Below are 17,096 nucleotides of genomic sequence, written 5' to 3'. Positions count from 1 at the left end.
CGCCGCGGCAGCGGCACGGTGAGCGCGACCAGCAGGCCGAGGGCGAGCGCGGCGGCGGCGATGACCGCGACCCCCGATCCCGGTGCTCGTCTGCGAGAGCAGCAGCATGGCGATCGTCGACACGACGACGGTGGCGGAGCCGTAGGCGAGCTGTGCGGCAGTCGGACGCGGCATGGCGTTTTCCGTCCTCAAGGCGTGGAGGGTGGGAGTCGCATCGACAGATCGCGCACGCGTCAAGTGACTCCCGTGAGGGATGCCCGGACGGAGCAACAGGTAAGCGTGGCCTTACCCACGGTGTCGGCGCACGGAGGGGCGCACGGCGTCGCACGGTGTGGCACGACCGGTCACGGGACCCGGCAAGCGGAGGTCTTCGCCCCGGATGGGACCGTATGGCGATGGAACGTCCGAATAGCGGAACTCACTGACCGCATAGTGCAGTTGTAAGGAAGAAGTCAAGGTCTGTCTTTTCTTTAGACTCTCCGGTCAAATGTCGTCACTTGAGACGCGCGCCGCGCGGAACCCCCCACTCCTACGGAGATGTTCCGACCACGTCGCGGCCGCGGGAGGGGAACGACATCAAGTGACCGGTAACTCCACCAGGCGTCGCGCGCTGCGCGCCGCCGCCGTCGGCGTGACCCTGGCCGCCACCGCGGCCTCGGGCGCCTTCATCACCACGGCCCAGGCCGACAGCAGCTGGGGCGGCGCTCCGGCCGCCGACAAGCAGGACCCGACCTCCCCCGCGAAGGAGCAGGTCCAGCACAACCTGGAGACCCCGTTCAGCAAGCAGAACGCGCAGGCGCGCGAGGCTGCCCTTGACCAGGTGCTGGCGGGCAAGAAGAACGTCGAGCAGCGCGGGGCCTCGAAGGTCGTCAAGCTCGACGACAAGAAGTACGTCGAGCTGGGCCGCGAGAAGACCGACAAGATCTTCACGATCCTCGTCGAGTTCGGCGACCAGGTCGACAACACGACCATGTTCGACCCGGACGGCCCGACCGGCCCGAAGCCGCCGGAGCCGAAGTACGGCGGCACGCCCGGCCCGCTGCACAACACGATCGCGCAGCCCGACCGCGCGTCGAACAACAGCACCGCCTGGCGCAAGGACTTCAGCCGCGACTACTTCCAGGACCTGTACTTCGGTACCGGCCAGGGCAAGGACTCGCTGAAGACCTACTACGAGAAGACCTCCTCGGGCCGCTACTCGGTCGACGGCGAGGTCGCCGACTGGGTCAAGGTCCCGTACAACGAGGCTCGTTACGGCTCGAACTTCTGCGGCCAGACCAACTGCTCCAACGTGTGGGACACCGTCCGCGACGGCGTCACCGCGTGGACGGAGGCCCAGAAGAAGGCCGGCAAGACCGCCGAGCAGATCAAGGCCCAGCTGGCGCAGTACGACCAGTGGGACCGCAACGACTTCGACGGCGACGGCAACTTCAACGAGCCCGACGGCTACATCGACCACTTCCAGATCGTCCACGCGGGCGAGGACGAGTCGGCCGGCGGCGGCGTGCAGGGCAAGACGGCGCTGTGGGCGCACCGCTGGTACGCGTACGGCACGGACGTCGGCAAGACCGGCCCGGCGAACAACAAGGCCGGCGGTACCCAGATCGGCGACACCGGCATCTGGGTCGGCGACTACACGATGCAGCCGGAGAACGGCGGCCTCGGCGTCTTCGCGCACGAGTACGGCCACGACCTCGGTCTGCCGGACCTCTACGACACCTCCGGCGGCGGCGAGAACTCGGTCGGCTTCTGGTCCCTGATGTCGGCCGGCTCCTGGCTCGGCAACGGCAAGGACTCCATAGGCGACCTCCCGGGCGACATGACCGCCTGGGACAAGCTGCAGCTGGGCTGGCTGAACTACGACCAGGCCAAGGCCGCGACGAAGTCCACCCACAAGCTGGGTGTGTCGGAGTACAACACCAAGGACAAGCAGGCGCTGGTCGTCGAGCTGCCGAAGAAGCAGGTCAAGACCGACATCGTCGCTCCCGCCGAGGGCTCCTCGCAGTGGTGGAGCCAGATGGGTGACGACCTCAAGAACACCCTGACCCGGTCGGTCGACCTGACCGGCAAGAAGTCCGCCGCCCTCTCCCTCAAGGGCTGGTGGGACATCGAGGCCGACTACGACTTCCTCTACACCGAGGTGTCCACGGACGGCGGCGCCACCTGGACCGCGCTGGCCGGCACCGCCGACGGTGCGGCCATCCCGGCCGACGCCTCCGGCAGCCCGTCGCTGACGGGTACCTCCGGCGCCTGGAAGTCGCTGAACTTCCCGCTGGACGCCTACGCGGGCAAGAAGGTCGACCTCCGCTTCCGCTACCAGACGGACGGCGGCGCGGGCGGCAAGGGCTTCACGGCCGACGCCGTCACCCTGACCGCGGACGGCGCCACCCTGTTCACCGACGGCGCCGAGAACGGCGACAACGGCTGGACCGGCAAGGGCTTCGAGCGCATCGGCGCGGGCTTCACCAAGGAGTACCCGCAGTACTACATCGCCGAGAACCGCCGCTACGTCTCGTACGACCGCACCCTGAAGGTGGGCCCGTACAACTTCGGCTGGGCCAACACCAAGCCGGGCTGGGTCGAGCACTACCCGTACCAGGACGGCCTGCTGATCTGGCTGTGGGACAAGTCCCAGAAGGACAACAACACGAGCCAGCACCCGGGCTCGGGTCTGATCCTGCCGATCGACGCCAACGCCAAGCCGATGAAGTGGTCGGACGGCACCCTGCTGCGGAACAAGATCCAGCCGTACGACGCCACGTTCAGCGCGTACTCCACGGACGCGTTCACCCTGCACAACAAGGGCGAGTCGCTCTTCGTCAAGCCGAAGCCCGCGAACCTGGTCTTCGACGACCACAAGGGCAAGTACTACTACGACGAGAACCCGACCGGCTCGGTGAAGGTCGCTGACACCAACACCAAGATCAAGATCGTGAAGGAGCCCTACGATGGTCTCCAGATGACGGTCGAGGTCGGCCCCGCCGCCAAGTAGTCCGGTAAAACCGCAGGTCAAAGCATGATCGGCCGTCGCCCTCTAGCGGGCGGCGGCCGATCGCGTTTAGATGCGGGGACGACTGTTCTTATTGACGGGGGAGCTGAGGATCATGCCCGGTGGAGGTTTCGTCAGACTGCCAGGCGGCAGCGTGGTGGTCGCGCTCACGCTGCCGAGGCCGTCCGGCGACGGCGGCGACGTACGCGTGCTGGTGCACGCCGTGAACCGGGCCCGCGCCCTGACCAGGCTGCGGAACCTCGGCATGCGGGCCGTCTACCTGAGGGGCAACGCCCAGCCCCCCACCCCGGACGAGATCACCGCCGTCCTCCACCACCCCGACGGGCTCCTGTGGCGCGGCGCCCCGGACCCCGGACAGGAACTCTGGCACCCCATCCGCGCCCTCCTGGGCGGCTGAGGGGGCTCAGCCGCCCACCAGGGTCACGCCGGCCGCCCGGAGCTCCTCCAGGGCCTTCTCGGTGGTGTGGGGGGCCACGGCGGCCGTCAGGTCCAGCAGGACGCGGGTGGTGAAGCCGGCGCGGGCGGCGTCGAGGGCGGTGGCCTTCACGCAGTGGTCGGTGGCGATGCCGACCACGTCGACCTCGCTCACGTGCCGGTCGCGCAGCCACTCGGCGAGGCCCCGGCCGTTCTCGTCGGTGCCCTCGAAACCGCTGTACGCGGCCTCGTGGGCGCCCTTGTCGAAGACGGCGGCGACGGCCCCGGAGGCGACGGCGGGGGCGAAGTTCGGGTGGAACCCGACGCCCTCGGTCCCGGCGACGCAGTGCACCGGCCAGGAGGTCTCGTAGTCCGGCTCGGCCGGGGGCCGCGCGAAGTGGGACCCGGGGTCGACGTGGTGGTCCCGCGTGGCCACGACGTGCCGGTAACCGGGGGTGGTCTGCCCGATCAGCTCCGTGATCGCGGCGGCGACGTCGGCCCCGCCCGTGACGGCGAGGCTGCCGCCTTCGCAGAAGTCGTTCTGTACGTCGACGACGATCAGTGCGCGGTGCATGTCGCGTGTCCTTAGCGTTGGCGTCTGTGGTTCGGTCCGGCGGGGCCCCGCGGTGCCTCTTCCCCCGTTCGGCCCCGTCCCGAAACGGGCCGGGGCCGACGGACGGGGCGCGTCAGGAGGGCGTCTCGGTCGGGATCACGGCCTCGCCGCGCGACAGCTGCGTCGCCGAGAGCGGGAGCCCGGCCCGCGCCGCCCGGTGCCGGTCGCGCGCGGCCTCCAGCGGCTCGCGGGCCACCACCTCGCCCGCCTTCACCAGCTGCACCAGCAGCTGCGAGCCGGCCAGCGCGGCCGGCACCGGCCCGGTCCCGACGACCTCGGCCTCCGCGACCCCCTCGGCGTCCCGCCGCCGCGCCGCCCACTTGCGGCCGCCGACGGAGGTCTTGCCGCCCGAGGACTTCTTCGCCACCGGCACCAGCGGCGCCTTCGGGTCCGCCGAGGCCGCCCGCGCGACCAGCTTGTAGACCATCGAGCACGTCGGGTGCCCGCTGCCGGTCACCAGCTGGGTCCCCACCCCGTACGCGTCCACCGGCGCCGCCGCCAGCGAGGCGATGGCGTACTCGTCCAGGTCGGAGGTGACCACGATCCGGGTCCGCGTCGCGCCCAGCTCGTCCAGCTGCTGCCGTACCCGGTGCGCGACGAGCAGCAGGTCGCCGGAGTCGATGCGCACGGCGCCCAGGTCCGTCCCGGCGACCTCGACGGCCGTCCGCACCGCCTCGGCGACGTCGTACGTGTCGACCAGCAGGGTGGTACCGCTGCCCAGCGAGGCGACCTGCGCGGTGAAGGCGTCCCGCTCGCTGTCGTGGACGAGGGTGAAGGCGTGCGCGCTGGTCCCCACCGTCGGGATCCCGTACCGGAAGCCTGCCGCCAGGTCGGAGGTGGAGGTGAAGCCGCCGACGTACGCGGCCCGCGAGGCCGCGACCGCCGCCAGCTCGTGGGTGCGGCGCGCGCCCATCTCGATCAGCGGGCGGTCGCCGGCCGCCGAGGCCATCCGGGAGGCGGCCGCGGCGATGGCGGAGTCGTGGTTGAGGATCGAGAGTATGACCGTCTCCAGCAGCACGCACTCGGCGAAGCTGCCCTCGACCCGCAGGACGGGCGAGCCGGGGAAGTAGACCTCCCCCTCCGGGTATCCCCAGATGTCACCCGAGAAGCGGTACGACGCCAGCCAGTCCAGCGTCCGCATGTCGACGATGGCCCGCTCCCGCAGGAACTCCAGTACCGCGCCGTCGAAGCGGAAGTTCTCCACGGCGTCCAGGACGCGACCGGTACCGGCCACCACCCCGTAGCGCCGCCCCTCGGGCAGCCGCCGGGTGAAGACCTCGAAGACCGAGCGGCGTTCGGCGGTGCCGTTCGCCAGGGCGGCCTGCAGCATCGTCAGCTCGTAGTGATCCGTGAAGAGCGCTGTCGACGGCACGTCCACCGGCAGGCCCAGGTCCGCAGGGTTCATGCCACGGATGCTAGCGCACATTTCGTCAAAGTGACGAGATGTAGGGGCCCGTTTGTGCGACCGGCCCGTCACAGTGGCAGCATGGGACAAGTGAGTGTTGCTCCTATTGAGATCGAACGCACCGAATCGGCCGAGGAGACCTTCGCGGTCCCCGAACCGGACGTCCCGTGGGTGACCCTGGTGCACAACGACCCGGTCAACCTCATGAGCTACGTGACGTACGTGTTCCAGGCGTACTTCGGCTACCCCAAGGACAAGGCGACCAGGCTGATGATGGACGTCCACAACAAGGGCAAGGCGGTCGTCTCCAGCGGCACGCGTGAGGAGATGGAGCGCGACGTGCAGGCGATGCACGGCTACGGGCTCTGGGCGACCCTCTCGCAGGACCGCAACTGATGGGCGGCGTGTTCGAGCCGCTGAAGGGCGGCGGGGCCGCGGTGGCCCTGGACGAGATCGAGATCTCCATCCTGCGCTCGCTGGCCGTGCAGCTGCTGGAGCTGATCGGCCCCGGCGAGCCGGAGCCCGCCGCGGACGCCGACCCGCTGGCCGTGCTCTTCGCCTCCGACGGCCCCACCGAGCCCCCGGCCGACCCGGCGCTCGCCCGGCTCTTCCCCGACGCCTACGGGAGCCCCGGCGGCCCCGGCGACGGGGAGGACCCCGAGGAGCTGCGGGCCCGCTCGGCGGAGTTCCGCCGCTTCACCGAGAACGACCTGCGCTCCCGCAAGCGGGAGGACGCGCTGGCCGTCGTGCGCAGCCTCGACTCCCTCACCCCGGCCGGCGACGGCGCGGCGGTGCTGGAGCTGACCGGAGAGCTGCCGCTGCGCTGGCTCGGCGCGCTCAACGACCTCCGGCTGACCATCGCGGCCCGGCTGGACATCACCGAGGACGACGAGAGCGCGGTGCTGTTCCGGCTCCCGGACGACGACCCGCGCAAGCCGATGGTGATGGCGTACCTCTGGCTCGGCGGTCTCCAGGAGACGCTCATCGAGACCCTCTGAGGCGGGCCCGTCCGCCCCGCGGGCGCCACGGCGCGTAGGTGTCCGCGCCTAGGTGTTCGCTCAGCGGACGCTCAAATCCGGATAACGATCAGATCACCGCCATGCGGTGATCTGATCGTTTTCTGCCGCCATGTCCCGATATTGCCGTGCCCTGCGTCACTTTTCCGCCCTTCTCCCGCCCGCGAGCACGTGATAGATCTTCACGACCGCCGACGGGACGCCACCCATGTCCCCCGGCCCGCTTGAACCGGCTGACCGCCGGCGTGCAACTCCATCCGTATCCGGGGGGATCGAGGAACCCGATCCGCAGCCGTTCGAGGCGCGGGTCGGCGTGGAGAAAGGCGCACCAAGACATGACCTCTGTGCAGGTCGAGCAGCACGACAGGACGCCCGGCGAGGGCGGTCAGGGCGAGGGCGACGGGGAGGGCTACCACCGGGCGCTCGGAGCCCGCCAGATCCAGATGATCGCGATCGGCGGAGCCATCGGCACCGGCCTCTTCCTGGGCGCCGGCAAGGCGATCTCCAAGGCCGGACCGAGCCTGATCCTGGCCTACGCCATCGCCGGACTGGTCATCTTCTTCATCATGCGGGCCCTGGGCGAGCTGCTCATGTACCGGCCCGTCTCCGGCTCCTTCTCGGACTACGCCCGCGAGTTCCTGGGCCCGTTCTGGGGCTACGCGACCGGCTGGACCTACTGGCTGTTCTGGGTGGTCACCGGCATCACCGAGGTCACCGCCGCCGCGAAGTACATGTCGTACTGGACGAACGACAGCTTCCCGCAGTGGGCGTACGCGCTGATCTTCACCGTGATCCTCTACGCCGCCAACCTGATCTCCGTGAAGCTCTTCGGCGAGCTGGAGTTCTGGTTCTCCATGGTCAAGGTCACCGCCATCGTCGGCATGATCCTGATCTGCGCCGGCATCCTCACCATCGGCTTCTCCGACGCCGCCGCGACCGCCTCCGTCTCCAACCTCTGGAACGACCGCGGCTTCTTCCCCAACGGCATCGGCGAGACGCTGATGACCCTGCAGATCGTGATGTTCGCCTTCCTCGCGGTCGAGCTGGTCGGCGTCACCGCCGGCGAGTCCAAGGACCCCGCGAAGACCCTGCCCAAGGCCATCAACACCGTGCCGTGGCGCATCGCCGTCTTCTACGTCGGCGCGCTCATCATGATCATGTCGGTCATCCCGTGGTCCAACTTCAAGGCCGGCGAGAGCCCCTTCGTCCTCGCCTTCGAGAAGATGGGCCTCGGCATCGGCGCCGCCATCGTCAACTTCGTCGTGCTGACCGCCGCCCTGTCCTCCTGCAACTCGGGCATGTACTCCACCGGCCGCATGCTGCGCGACCTCGCGCTCAACGGCCAGGGCCCCAAGTTCTTCACACGCCTCACCAAGAACGGCACCCCGCTCGCCGGCACCACCTTCTCCGCCGCGCTGATGCTGGTGGGCGTCTGGATCAACTACGTCGCCCCGGGCAAGGCCTTCGACTACGTCGTCTCCTTCGCCACCATCTCCGGCATGTGGGCCTGGGTCATGATCCTGGTCTGCCAGATCCGCTACCGCGCCAAGGCCGACCGCGGCGAGCTGCCGCAGTCCGCGTTCCGCGCCCCCGGCGCCCCGTGGACCAGCTGGTTCGCCCTGCTCTTCATCGGCATGGTCATCGTGATGATGGGCGTCGACAAGGACTCCCGCGTCTCGCTGTACTGCGCCCCGCTGTGGGGCCTGATCCTGGGCGTCTCCTACCTCGTCCTGAAGGCCCGCAACCCGCAGGGTGCCGCCTTCAACAAGGTCTCCCGCTGACCGGCTGAACACGGTTCCCGGCCGCCTGCCGCGGCCGGGAACCCGCCCCCGGGCCCTGCCTGCAGAGGGGCGTGTCCACCATTCGGGCCCTCCCGTACCACTCCTCGGTACGGGAGGGCCCGTCTGCTTATCCTGTGGCTCATGCTGACCCTCACCCAGGCCCTGTACGACCAGATCGTCGAGCACGCCCGCAAGGACCACCCGGACGAGGCGTGCGGCGTCGTGGCCGGCCCCGCGGGCACGGGCCGCCCCGAGCGGTTCATCCCGATGCTCAACGCGGCCCGGTCGCCCACGTTCTACGAGTTCGACTCGAAGGATCTGCTCAAGCTCTACCGCGAGCTCGACGACCGGGACGAGGAGCCCGTGATCGTCTACCACTCGCACACCGCCACCGAGGCCTACCCCTCGCGCACCGACGTCACGTACGCGAACGAGCCCGGCGCGCACTACGTCCTCGTCTCGACGGCCGACCAGGACGGCCTCGGCGAGTTCCAGTTCCGCTCCTACCGGATCGTCGACGGCGTGATCACGGAGGAAGAAGTGCAGGTCGTAGCCGCCTACTGACCACCATGTGAGCCGTCGGCGTCCACGATGCGGGATCACACTCCAAACACCGGACCGGGAATCGTTAACATGACCGCATGGTTTCCCACGACGTGAGCATCGAGACGCCCGGCAGGCTGCTGCTCGTGGCCCGGCTGCACGTCGACCTGTGCCGCCTCGCCAGCGCCATCTGTCCTGCCGTCTGAGCACCGGGCCCCTTCCGCGCGGGGGCTGCACCAACGCGCGCCCGCACACTTCTTCGCCCCCTTCACGACACTGGAGCCTGCCATGGCCATCGAGGTCCGCATCCCGACCATCCTCCGCACCTACACCGACGGCGAGAAGGCCGTGAACGGCGAGGGCGCCACCCTCTCCGAGCTGTTCGCGGACCTGGACACCCGCCACCAGGGCATCGAGGCGCGCATCGTCGAGGACGGCAAGCTGCGCCGCTTCGTGAACGTCTACCTCAACGACGAGGACGTCCGCTTCATCGACGGCATCTCCACCGCCCTCAAGGACGGCGACAGCGTCACCATCCTCCCGGCCGTGGCCGGCGGCTCGAAGTAATGCGCTACGACTCCCCGCTCGCGGCGGTCGGCAACACCCCGCTCGTGCGCCTGCCCCGGCTGTCCCCCTCGGAGGACGTCCGGATCTGGGCCAAGCTGGAGGACCGCAACCCGACCGGCTCGATCAAGGACCGCCCCGCGCTCCACATGGTCGAGCAGGCGGAGAAGGACGGCCGCCTGTACCCCGGCTGCACCATCCTGGAGCCCACCTCCGGCAACACGGGCATCTCGCTCGCCATGGCCGCGAAGCTCAAGGGCTACCGGATCGTGTGCGTGATGCCGGAGAACACCTCGCAGGAGCGCCGCGACCTTCTCGCGATGTGGGGAGCCGAGATCATCCCGTCGCCGGCCGCGGGCGGTTCGAACACCGCCGTGCGGGTGGCGAAGGAACTGGCGGAGCAGAACCCCTCCTGGGTGATGCTCTACCAGTACGGCAACCCGGACAACGCGGGCGCCCACTACGCCACCACCGGCCCGGAGATCCTCGCCGACCTCCCCTCCGTCACCCACTTCGTGGCGGGCCTGGGCACCACCGGCACCCTCATGGGCGTCGGCCGCTACCTCCGCGAGAACGTGCCCGGCGTGAAGATCGTCGCCGCCGAGCCGCGCTACGACGACCTCGTCTACGGCCTGCGCAACCTCGACGAGGGCTTCGTCCCCGAGCTGTACGACGCCTCGGTGCTCACCACCCGCTACTCGGTCGGCTCGGCCGACGCGGTGACCCGCACCCGTGAACTCCTCCAGCAGGAGGGCATCTTCGCGGGCGTCTCCACCGGAGCCGCGCTGCACGCGGCGATCGGCGTGGGCCGCAAGGCGGTCGCCGCGGGGGAGTCCGCCGACATCGTCTTCGTCGTGGCCGACGGCGGCTGGAAGTACCTGTCGACCGGCGTCTACACGGCGGCGACCACCGAAGAGGCCATCGAGGTCCTCCAGGGCCAGCTCTGGGCCTGAGGCCCGCCGCGCGCACCGTACGCGCGCGCCGTACGCACGGCACGCACCGGAACGCCGCCGGACCCGCAGCACGCGGGCCCGGCGGCGTTCCGGCGTCCGGGCCGTTCACCCGTTCACCAGTTCACGTGTTCACCCGTTCGGCCCCTGCGGGGTCGCCCGCCCCGCCCCGCGCGCGCAGGCTCGGTACGACCGGTTCCCCGCAGCAGGAAGGTGGCGACATGACCACCACCCCGGGCAGTGCCTCCCCGAACGCCTGGGCCACCGGCGGTTCGGCCTTCGCCGGCGTCCTGATGGCCGTCAACGGCGTGTTCAGCGTCTTCGAGGGCATCGCCGCCCTCTCGAAGGACGAGGTGTACCTGCCGGTCGGCGACTACACCTTCAAGTTCGACCTCACCGCCTGGGGCTGGATCCACCTCATCCTCGGCGTCATCGTCTTCGCCGTCGGCGTCGCGATCCTCAAGGGCATCCAGTGGGGCCGGGTCGCCGGCGTCGTCCTGGCCGCCATCTCGGTGATCTTCCACTTCCTGTGGCTGCCGTACCAGCCCCTGTGGGCGCTCATCGCGATCGCCATCGGGGTGTTCGTCATCTGGGCCCTGTGCACGGACCGCGAGCCGGTCCGCCACATCTGACCCCAGCCCCGCACCGCCCCGCCGCACCCCGCGGCGGGGCGGAACGCGTTCACGCCGCCCCGCCGCCCAGCAGCTCCGCGAGCACCGCCGCGTGGCTGTGGTCCGGGTCCTTGACCGCCGTCACCAGGGTCAGCGGGCCCGCCGCCGCCAGCTCCCGCAGCCGGGCCAGGTCCTCCAGTGCTCCGGGGGCCGCCAGCTCCGCCTCGTACCGCGCCCGGAACTCCTCCGGCGAGCCGCCCGCGTGGAACCACTTCCGCAGCTCCGCCGACGGCGTCACCGCCCGCGGCCACTCGTCCACCGCGGCCGCCTCCTTCGACAGCCCCCGCGGCCACAGCCGGTCCACGAGCACCCGTACGCCGTCGTCGCCCGGCTCGGGGGGATCGTAGACGCGCCGCAGCCGGATCACTCCGCACCGCCTCCCAGCCCCTTGGCCTCGTCCCACAACACCGGGTCCAGTGTTCCCACCCGCGTGCGGAACTCCCACAGCGACACCTCCTCGGGCCGGTCGGCCTCAAGGAAACCGCCCCGCCCGTGCCGGCCGGCCATCCCCGGCGGCACCGGGATCACCCCGGCCCGCCGGTCGTCGTACTTCCCGGCGATCCACGCCACCCGCGCCCGCTCCCGGTGCGCCCGCACGGCCAGCACCAGGCAGGTCCGGCCGTCCGCCAGCCGCCACAGCTCACCGGGCCGCACCCGCGGCGGCGGCGCCGGCCCGTGGGGCGGGGGCGCCACCGCCACCCCCGCGGCCCGCCGGGGGAGCAGCACCACCACCGCCACGGCGACCGCCGCCACCACGGCGGGCCACCACGACGTGTCCATGTTCCGACCGTAGCCGCGCACACCGCCCCCGGCACGGCAACGCCCGTGCCCCCCGTCGCTCCCCTGGGTGACAGCACAGGTGATTCCCCCCACAACGGCCCGCCGCGGAGGAGCGACCGGGGGTTTCGCGACTTACGCTCGACCCACGCACGGCCCGCATTCCGTCCACGGACCGTCCCCGGAGGTTCACGCTCCATGAAGCTCACCGTCGTCGGCTGTTCGGGGTCCTTCCCGGCCGCGGATTCGGCATGTTCGAGCTATCTCGTCGAGGCCGACGGCTTCCGGCTGCTCCTAGACATGGGCAACGGCTCCCTCGGCGCGCTCCAGCGCCACTGCGGTCTCTACGACCTCGACGCGATCTTCCTGAGCCACCTGCACGCCGACCACTGCATCGACATGTGCGCGTACTTCGTGGCCCGCTACTACCGGCACGAGGGCGGCCGCTGCGGAACCATCCCCGTCTACGGCCCCGAGGGCACCGAGCAGCGCCTGACCACGGCGTACGAGGACGTCCCGGACGAGCGTTCGATGAGCGAGGTCTTCGACTTCCGGACCCTGAAGTCCGCCGTCTTCGAGATCGGCCCGTTCACGGTCCGCACGGAGAAGGTCTGCCACCCGGTCGAGTCGTACGGCATCCGCGTCGAGCACGGCGGCCGCGTGCTGGCGTACTCCGGCGACACCGGGGTCTGCCCCGAGCTGGGGATGCTGGCGGAGGGCGCGGACCTGTTCCTGTGCGAGGCCTCCTTCACGCACGGCAAGGAGGACATCCCGGACCTCCACCTCAACGGCCGCGAGGCCGGCGAGTACGCCCGCGACGGCCGCGTCGGCCGGCTCGTGCTGACGCACATCCCGCCGTGGACGGACGCCGCGCAGAACCTGGCGGACGCCCGCGCGGTCTTCGACGGCCGCGTGGACCTGGCACACGCGGGCGCCGTCTACGAGGTCTGAGGCTCCCGGGCTTCGCAAGCACGCCGGCAACGACGGAGCCCCCGTCCTCCCTTCCGGGAGAGCGGGGGCTCCGTCGCGTAGTTGCCGCCTACGAAACTGCGGGGGCGCCGGGCGCGGGGGCGCGGGGCCTTACTTGGCCTCGGCCTTCGCCATCTCGGCGAGCTCCTCGTCGGACTCGCGGCCCGGCGTGGGGAGGTTGAACTTGGTGATCGCGAAGCGGAAGACCGCGTAGTAGATCACGCCGAACACCAGGCCGACCGGGATGATCATCCAGGGCTGCGTGGACTTGCTCCAGCCGAGGCCGAGGTCGATCAGGCCCGCGGAGAAGGTGAAGCCCGCGTGGGTGCCCAGCGCCCAGGTGACGGCCATGGAGACGGCGGTCAGTACGGCGTGGATCGCGTAGAGCAGCGGTGCGATGAACATGAACGAGAACTCGATCGGCTCGGTCACACCGGTGACGAACGAGGTCAGGGCGAGGGAGACCATCATGCCCGTGACGACCTTGCGGCGCTCGGGGCGGGCGCAGTGGGCGATGGCCAGGGCCGCGGCCGGCAGGCCGAACATCATGATCGGGAAGAAGCCGGTCATGAAGAGGCCGGCGTCGGGGTCACCGGCGAAGAAGCGGTTCAGGTCACCGTGGACGACCTCGCCGGCGGCGTTGGTGAAGTCACCGATCTGGAACCAGGCGACGGTGTTGACGAACTGGTGCATGCCGATCGGGATCAGGCCGCGGTTGATGAGGCCGAAGAGGCCCGCGCCGCCGGCGCCCAGGCTGGTCATCCACTCACCGAAGTTGGAGATGACCTCGCCGATGGGCTCCCAGACCAGGCCGAAGAAGACACCGGCGAGGACGCCGACGAAGGCCATGATGATCGGGACCAGGCGGCGGCCGTTGAAGAAGCCGAGCCAGTCCACCAGCTTGGTGCGGTGGAAGCGCTGCCACAGGACCGCGGCCAGCAGACCCATGATGATGCCGCCGAGGACGCCGGGGTTGTTGTACGTCGCGGCGACGTCCACACCCTTGTTCTCGGTGGTGTTGACGACGGCCTCGGTCACCGGGAACGCGGTGAGGACGTTCTTGTAGACCAGGAAGCCGACGAGCGCGGCCAGCGCCGTGGAGCCGTCCGCCTTCTTGGCGAAGCCGATGGCGACACCGATGCAGAAGAGCAGGGGAAGGTTGGCGAAGACGGCGTCACCGGCGGTGGCGAACACCGAGGCGACCTTGCCCCAGCCGAGGCCGTCCTTGCCGAAGACGTCGGGCTGGCCGAGGCGCAGCAGGATGCCGGCGGCGGGCAGGACCGCGATCGGCAGCTGAAGGCTGCGGCCGACCTTCTGGAGGCCCTGCATCAGGCCGGAGCCCCGCTTCTTGGCGGGCGCGGCGGTGGCCGTACTCATCAACTTCCTCCATGGGGGCAAGGCGCCGCCCGGGCAACACTGAAGGGGGAGGCGACGTCTTCGAAAGGGGGTACGCGCGGCGCTGCTACAGGCCCGCGTGGTCTACACCAATGCGTGGTGTAGACCAGTTGTAGCACGGTCGGGGTTAGATAAGGAACCTTCAATTACCCCCGTTCCGCGATCCGGCCCCGCCCACCGCCCCGCCCCGCCCGCCGACGGACTTCCGGCCATGCCGCAGGCCCCCGGATTCAGGGATCCGGAGGCCTGCCGAGCGGGTCGAAGGACCCGAAAACGGACGCCCGCGCGCCCGTATAACGGCTTGGCTACGCCTTGGTGTTCTCCGCCTGCATCGCCGCGATCTCCTCGTCCGACTCCCGCCCCGGCGTCGGGATGTCCCACCGCGTGATCGCGAAGCGGAACACCGCGTAGTAGACCACCGCGAAACCCAGCCCGATCGGGATGATCAGCCACGGCTTCGTCGCCAGACCCCAGTTGATGACGTAGTCGATCAGACCGGCCGAGAAGCTGAACCCGTCGTGCACCCCCAGCGCCCACGTCACCGCCATCGACGCGCCCGTCAGCACCGCGTGCACCACGTACAGCGCCGGCGCCACGAAGAGGAACGAGTACTCCAGCGGCTCCGTGATCCCCGTGACGAACGAGGTCAGGCCCACCGACAGCATCAGCCCGCCCACCTCCTTGCGCCGCTGCGGCTTCGCGCAGTGCGTGATCTCCAGCGCCGCCGCCGGCAGGGCGAACATCATAATCGGGAAGAAGCCCGACAGGAACAGACCCGCGTTCGGGTCCCCCGCCAGGAACATGTTGATGTCACCGTGCACCGTCGCCCCGTCCGGCTTGGTGTAACTGCCGAACTGGAACCACACCGGCACGTTCAGGAACTGGTGCAGGCCGATCACCAGCAGCGCCCGGTTCGCGACCCCGAAGATGCCCGCACCCCAGGCGCCCAGCCCCACCAGCCAGTCCGAGAAGCTCTCCAGCGCGTCACCCACCGGCGGCCAGACCCACAGGCACAGCGCCGCGAACACGATCGCCACGAACGACATGATGATCGGCACCAGCCGCCGCCCGTTGAAGAAGCCCAGCCAGTCCACCAGCCTCACCCGGTGGTACCGCTGCCAGAACCACGCCGCCAGCAGGCCCATCACGATGCCGCCGAACACCCCCGGGTTCTGGTACGCGTACCCCGCGAACGTGTCGGCCGACGTCAGACAGCCGCCCCCGACGTCCTTCGTCCCCGCCGGGCACGGCTTCGGGAACGCGTGCAGCACCCCCCGGTACACCAGGAACCCCGCCACCGCCGCCAGCGCCGTCGACCCGTCCGCCTTCTTCGCCATGCCGATCGCGACACCCACGCAGAACAGCAGCGGCAGACCCAGGTCCGCGTCCAGCAGCGCCCCGCCCGCCCCCGCCATCACCTTCGCGACGGCCGACCAGTCCAGACCGTCCTTGCCGAACACGTCCGGCTGCCCCAGCCGGTTCAGGATCCCCGCCGCCGGCAGCACCGCGATCGGCAACTGCAGGCTGCGCCCCATCTTCTGCAACCCCTGGAACAGGCCGTTCCACCACTGCCCGCGCGGCACCTCCGCTGCGCTGCTCGCGCTCATCCGCTTCCTCCCTGGCCCGGCCCGTTTTGGCGGTCGCAGTACGTGCGGCACACTGGTGTAGACCAGTTGTGGGCAGGCTGCTGCTGATCGTCATCCTTCGGCAGGCGTCAGGCTCCCGCTCGCGCAGATAGGCCAACCGTGAGCAACGTGAGCTAACGTGACGAAGAGGACGCAGCGGGTAGCCGGCCGGCCACGGCCGCAAAGACTCGTCCTTCGAAACACTCAGGGAGAAACACATGGCCACCAAGGCTGAGAAGATCGTCGCCGGGCTCGGCGGCATCGACAACATCGAAGAGGTCGAGGGCTGCATCACCCGCCTGCGCACCGAGGTCGCCGACCCCTCCCTCGTCGACGAGGCCGCCCTCAAGGCCGCCGGCGCCCACGGCGTCGTCAAGATGGGCACCGCCATCCAGGTCGTCATCGGCACCGACGCCGACCCGATCGCCGGCGAGATCGAAGACATGATGTGAGCTGAGCCCCCCGCTCACCACGCCCCACCAGGGCACTACGAGGACCCCGTCCCGGCCGCACCGGACGGGGTCCACGCGTACCCCCGCACCGACTAGGCTCACAGCCATGTCTCGCATCGACGGCCGCACGCCCGAACAGCTCCGCCCGGTCACCATCGAACGCGGATGGAGCAAGCACGCCGAGGGCTCCGTCCTCATCTCCTTCGGAGACACCAAGGTCTTCTGCACCGCCTCCTTCACCGAAGGCGTCCCGCGCTGGCGCAAGGGCAGCGGCGAAGGCTGGGTCACCTCCGAGTACTCGATGCTGCCCCGCTCCACCAACACCCGCGGCGACCGCGAATCCGTCCGCGGCAAGATCGGCGGCCGCACCCACGAGATCTCCCGCCTCATCGGCCGCTCGCTGCGCGCCGTCATCGACTACAAGGCCCTCGGCGAGAACACCATCGTCCTGGACTGTGACGTCCTCCAGGCCGACGGCGGCACCCGCACCGCCGCCATCACCGGCGCCTACGTCGCCCTCGCCGACGCCATCGCCTGGGGCCAGGGCAAGAAGCTCATCAAGGCCGGCCGCAAGCCGCTGACCGGCACCGTCGCCGCCGTCTCCGTCGGCATCGTCGACGGCGTCCCCCTCCTCGACCTCTGCTACGAGGAGGACGTCCGCGCCGAGACCGACATGAACGTCGTCTGCACCGGCGACGGCCGCTTCGTCGAGGTCCAGGGCACCGCCGAGGGCGAGCCCTTCGACCGCAAGGAACTCAACGCCCTCCTCGACCTCGCCGCCGGCGGCTGCGCCGACCTGGAGGCCCTCCAGCTCGGCGCCCTGGACCTCCAGGTCCCCTAGTACAGGTCCTCTGTCCTGGCAACCGCCCGGCGCCGGCACGCGTCTACCCGGGTACGGGCGCACGGTCTCA

Annotated in this window: 18 protein-coding genes and 1 pseudogene; 13 read left to right on the top strand and 6 right to left on the bottom strand. The window is 70.2% G+C overall.

Features of this window, described 5'->3' with window-relative positions:
- Positions 1-580 precede the first annotated feature (580 nt).
- On the top strand, positions 581-2,992 hold the full coding sequence (locus SSNG_RS13340; protein WP_007264355.1) for an immune inhibitor A domain-containing protein: 2,412 nt from the start codon (positions 581-583) through the stop codon (positions 2,990-2,992).
- Between the two features lie 112 nt (positions 2,993-3,104).
- Positions 3,105-3,407, top strand: a complete 303-nt coding sequence (locus SSNG_RS13335; RefSeq protein ID WP_042800953.1) for a hypothetical protein — start codon at positions 3,105-3,107, stop codon at positions 3,405-3,407.
- Between the two features lie 6 nt (positions 3,408-3,413).
- Here SSNG_RS13335 and SSNG_RS13330 read toward each other — a convergent pair whose 3' ends face one another.
- Both SSNG_RS13330 and SSNG_RS13325 read right to left on the bottom strand, forming a co-directional pair.
- Positions 3,414-3,998, bottom strand: a complete 585-nt coding sequence (locus SSNG_RS13330; RefSeq protein ID WP_007264353.1) for a nicotinamidase — start codon at positions 3,996-3,998, stop codon at positions 3,414-3,416.
- A gap of 112 nt (positions 3,999-4,110) precedes the next feature.
- Positions 4,111-5,442 carry a nicotinate phosphoribosyltransferase gene (locus SSNG_RS13325; RefSeq protein WP_007264352.1) on the bottom strand — a complete coding sequence of 444 codons (1,332 nt, stop codon included), beginning with the start codon at positions 5,440-5,442 and terminating at the stop codon, positions 4,111-4,113.
- Between the two features lie 81 nt (positions 5,443-5,523).
- Between SSNG_RS13325 and clpS the strand changes: the two genes are divergently transcribed.
- The 8 genes from clpS to SSNG_RS13290 all read left to right on the top strand — a co-directional run bounded on the left by clpS (position 5,524) and on the right by SSNG_RS13290 (position 10,928).
- Positions 5,524-5,838 carry an ATP-dependent Clp protease adapter ClpS gene (gene clpS / locus SSNG_RS13320; RefSeq protein WP_007264351.1) on the top strand — a complete coding sequence of 105 codons (315 nt, stop codon included), beginning with the start codon at positions 5,524-5,526 and terminating at the stop codon, positions 5,836-5,838.
- Positions 5,838-6,440: a DUF2017 domain-containing protein gene (locus SSNG_RS13315; protein ID WP_007264350.1), complete on the top strand. Its 603-nt coding sequence runs from the start codon at positions 5,838-5,840 to the stop codon at positions 6,438-6,440. The genes clpS and SSNG_RS13315 overlap by 1 nt, the downstream gene beginning before the upstream one ends.
- Positions 6,441-6,793: 353 nt before the next feature.
- Complete coding sequence (locus SSNG_RS13310; protein ID WP_007264349.1) at positions 6,794-8,239, top strand: amino acid permease; 1,446 nt, start codon at positions 6,794-6,796, stop codon at positions 8,237-8,239.
- A 141-nt stretch (positions 8,240-8,380) separates the two neighbouring features.
- Positions 8,381-8,803, top strand: a complete 423-nt coding sequence (locus tag SSNG_RS13305; RefSeq protein WP_007264348.1) for a M67 family metallopeptidase — start codon at positions 8,381-8,383, stop codon at positions 8,801-8,803.
- Positions 8,804-8,880: 77 nt separating this feature from the next.
- Positions 8,881-8,988 carry a putative leader peptide gene (locus SSNG_RS45260; RefSeq protein ID WP_312847437.1) on the top strand — a complete coding sequence of 36 codons (108 nt, stop codon included), beginning with the start codon at positions 8,881-8,883 and terminating at the stop codon, positions 8,986-8,988.
- Positions 8,989-9,070: 82 nt separating this feature from the next.
- Positions 9,071-9,349: a MoaD/ThiS family protein gene (locus SSNG_RS13300; RefSeq protein WP_007264347.1), complete on the top strand. Its 279-nt coding sequence runs from the start codon at positions 9,071-9,073 to the stop codon at positions 9,347-9,349.
- A complete protein-coding gene (locus SSNG_RS13295) occupies positions 9,349-10,299 on the top strand; it encodes a cysteine synthase (RefSeq protein ID WP_007264346.1) in 951 nt (316 codons plus the stop codon). Before SSNG_RS13300 ends, SSNG_RS13295 begins: the two co-directional genes overlap by 1 nt.
- A 218-nt stretch (positions 10,300-10,517) precedes the next feature.
- Positions 10,518-10,928, top strand: coding sequence for a hypothetical protein (locus SSNG_RS13290; RefSeq protein ID WP_007264345.1), 411 nt, complete (start codon positions 10,518-10,520; stop codon positions 10,926-10,928).
- Positions 10,929-10,977: 49 nt separating this feature from the next.
- On the opposite strand, the gene SSNG_RS13285 is transcribed toward SSNG_RS13290, so the two are convergent.
- Together SSNG_RS13285 and SSNG_RS13280 are read right to left on the bottom strand one after the other, a co-directional pair.
- Complete coding sequence (locus SSNG_RS13285; RefSeq protein ID WP_007264344.1) at positions 10,978-11,334, bottom strand: DUF488 family protein; 357 nt, start codon at positions 11,332-11,334, stop codon at positions 10,978-10,980.
- Positions 11,331-11,747, bottom strand: a complete 417-nt coding sequence (locus SSNG_RS13280; RefSeq protein WP_007264343.1) for a hypothetical protein — start codon at positions 11,745-11,747, stop codon at positions 11,331-11,333. The genes SSNG_RS13285 and SSNG_RS13280 overlap by 4 nt, the downstream gene beginning before the upstream one ends.
- Positions 11,748-11,942: 195 nt before the next feature.
- On the opposite strand from SSNG_RS13280, the gene SSNG_RS13275 reads away from it, so the two are divergent.
- The gene (locus tag SSNG_RS13275) at positions 11,943-12,695 is read left to right on the top strand and encodes an MBL fold metallo-hydrolase (protein WP_007264342.1); all 753 of its coding nucleotides are present in this window, start codon (positions 11,943-11,945) and stop codon (positions 12,693-12,695) included.
- A gap of 129 nt (positions 12,696-12,824) precedes the next feature.
- Here SSNG_RS13275 and SSNG_RS13270 read toward each other — a convergent pair whose 3' ends face one another.
- Complete coding sequence (locus tag SSNG_RS13270) at positions 12,825-14,090, bottom strand: PTS transporter subunit EIIC (RefSeq protein ID WP_042800951.1); 1,266 nt, start codon at positions 14,088-14,090, stop codon at positions 12,825-12,827.
- A 323-nt stretch (positions 14,091-14,413) separates the two neighbouring features.
- Complete coding sequence (locus SSNG_RS13265; RefSeq protein ID WP_042800950.1) at positions 14,414-15,715, bottom strand: PTS transporter subunit EIIC; 1,302 nt, start codon at positions 15,713-15,715, stop codon at positions 14,414-14,416.
- Positions 15,716-15,933: 218 nt separating this feature from the next.
- Between SSNG_RS13265 and SSNG_RS13260 the strand changes: the two are divergent.
- Positions 15,934-16,185, top strand: a pseudogene (locus tag SSNG_RS13260) (PTS glucose/sucrose transporter subunit IIB); the annotation flags it as partial.
- Between the two features lie 106 nt (positions 16,186-16,291).
- The gene (gene rph / locus SSNG_RS13255) at positions 16,292-17,026 is read left to right on the top strand and encodes a ribonuclease PH (protein WP_007264338.1); all 735 of its coding nucleotides are present in this window, start codon (positions 16,292-16,294) and stop codon (positions 17,024-17,026) included.
- The last annotated feature ends 70 nt before the right edge of the window (positions 17,027-17,096 follow it).

The organism is Streptomyces sp. C, assembly GCF_000158895.1.
Lineage (GTDB): Bacteria > Actinomycetota > Actinomycetes > Streptomycetales > Streptomycetaceae > Streptomyces > Streptomyces racemochromogenes.
This window is presented reverse-complemented; position numbering and strand designations above follow the sequence as displayed.

Bases quoted from the DNA above. Each gene is read 5' to 3' on its own strand.
- SSNG_RS13315 (WP_007264350.1), top strand. From the start codon at position 5,838: ATGGGCGGCGTGTTCGAGCCGCTGAAGGGCGGCGGGGCCGCGGTGGCC.
- SSNG_RS13305 (WP_007264348.1), top strand. From the start codon at position 8,381: ATGCTGACCCTCACCCAGGCCCTGTACGACCAGATCGTCGAGCACGCC.
- rph (WP_007264338.1), top strand. From the start codon at position 16,292: ATGTCTCGCATCGACGGCCGCACGCCCGAACAGCTCCGCCCGGTCACC.
- SSNG_RS13330 (WP_007264353.1), bottom strand. From the start codon at position 3,998: ATGCACCGCGCACTGATCGTCGTCGACGTACAGAACGACTTCTGCGAA.
- SSNG_RS45260 (WP_312847437.1), top strand. From the start codon at position 8,881: ATGGTTTCCCACGACGTGAGCATCGAGACGCCCGGCAGGCTGCTGCTC.
- SSNG_RS13275 (WP_007264342.1), top strand. From the start codon at position 11,943: ATGAAGCTCACCGTCGTCGGCTGTTCGGGGTCCTTCCCGGCCGCGGAT.
- SSNG_RS13265 (WP_042800950.1), bottom strand. From the start codon at position 15,715: ATGAGCGCGAGCAGCGCAGCGGAGGTGCCGCGCGGGCAGTGGTGGAAC.
- SSNG_RS13335 (WP_042800953.1), top strand. From the start codon at position 3,105: ATGCCCGGTGGAGGTTTCGTCAGACTGCCAGGCGGCAGCGTGGTGGTC.
- SSNG_RS13325 (WP_007264352.1), bottom strand. From the start codon at position 5,442: ATGAACCCTGCGGACCTGGGCCTGCCGGTGGACGTGCCGTCGACAGCG.
- SSNG_RS13280 (WP_007264343.1), bottom strand. From the start codon at position 11,747: ATGGACACGTCGTGGTGGCCCGCCGTGGTGGCGGCGGTCGCCGTGGCG.
- SSNG_RS13270 (WP_042800951.1), bottom strand. From the start codon at position 14,090: ATGAGTACGGCCACCGCCGCGCCCGCCAAGAAGCGGGGCTCCGGCCTG.
- SSNG_RS13295 (WP_007264346.1), top strand. From the start codon at position 9,349: ATGCGCTACGACTCCCCGCTCGCGGCGGTCGGCAACACCCCGCTCGTG.
- SSNG_RS13310 (WP_007264349.1), top strand. From the start codon at position 6,794: ATGACCTCTGTGCAGGTCGAGCAGCACGACAGGACGCCCGGCGAGGGC.
- SSNG_RS13300 (WP_007264347.1), top strand. From the start codon at position 9,071: ATGGCCATCGAGGTCCGCATCCCGACCATCCTCCGCACCTACACCGAC.
- clpS (WP_007264351.1), top strand. From the start codon at position 5,524: ATGGGACAAGTGAGTGTTGCTCCTATTGAGATCGAACGCACCGAATCG.
- SSNG_RS13290 (WP_007264345.1), top strand. From the start codon at position 10,518: ATGACCACCACCCCGGGCAGTGCCTCCCCGAACGCCTGGGCCACCGGC.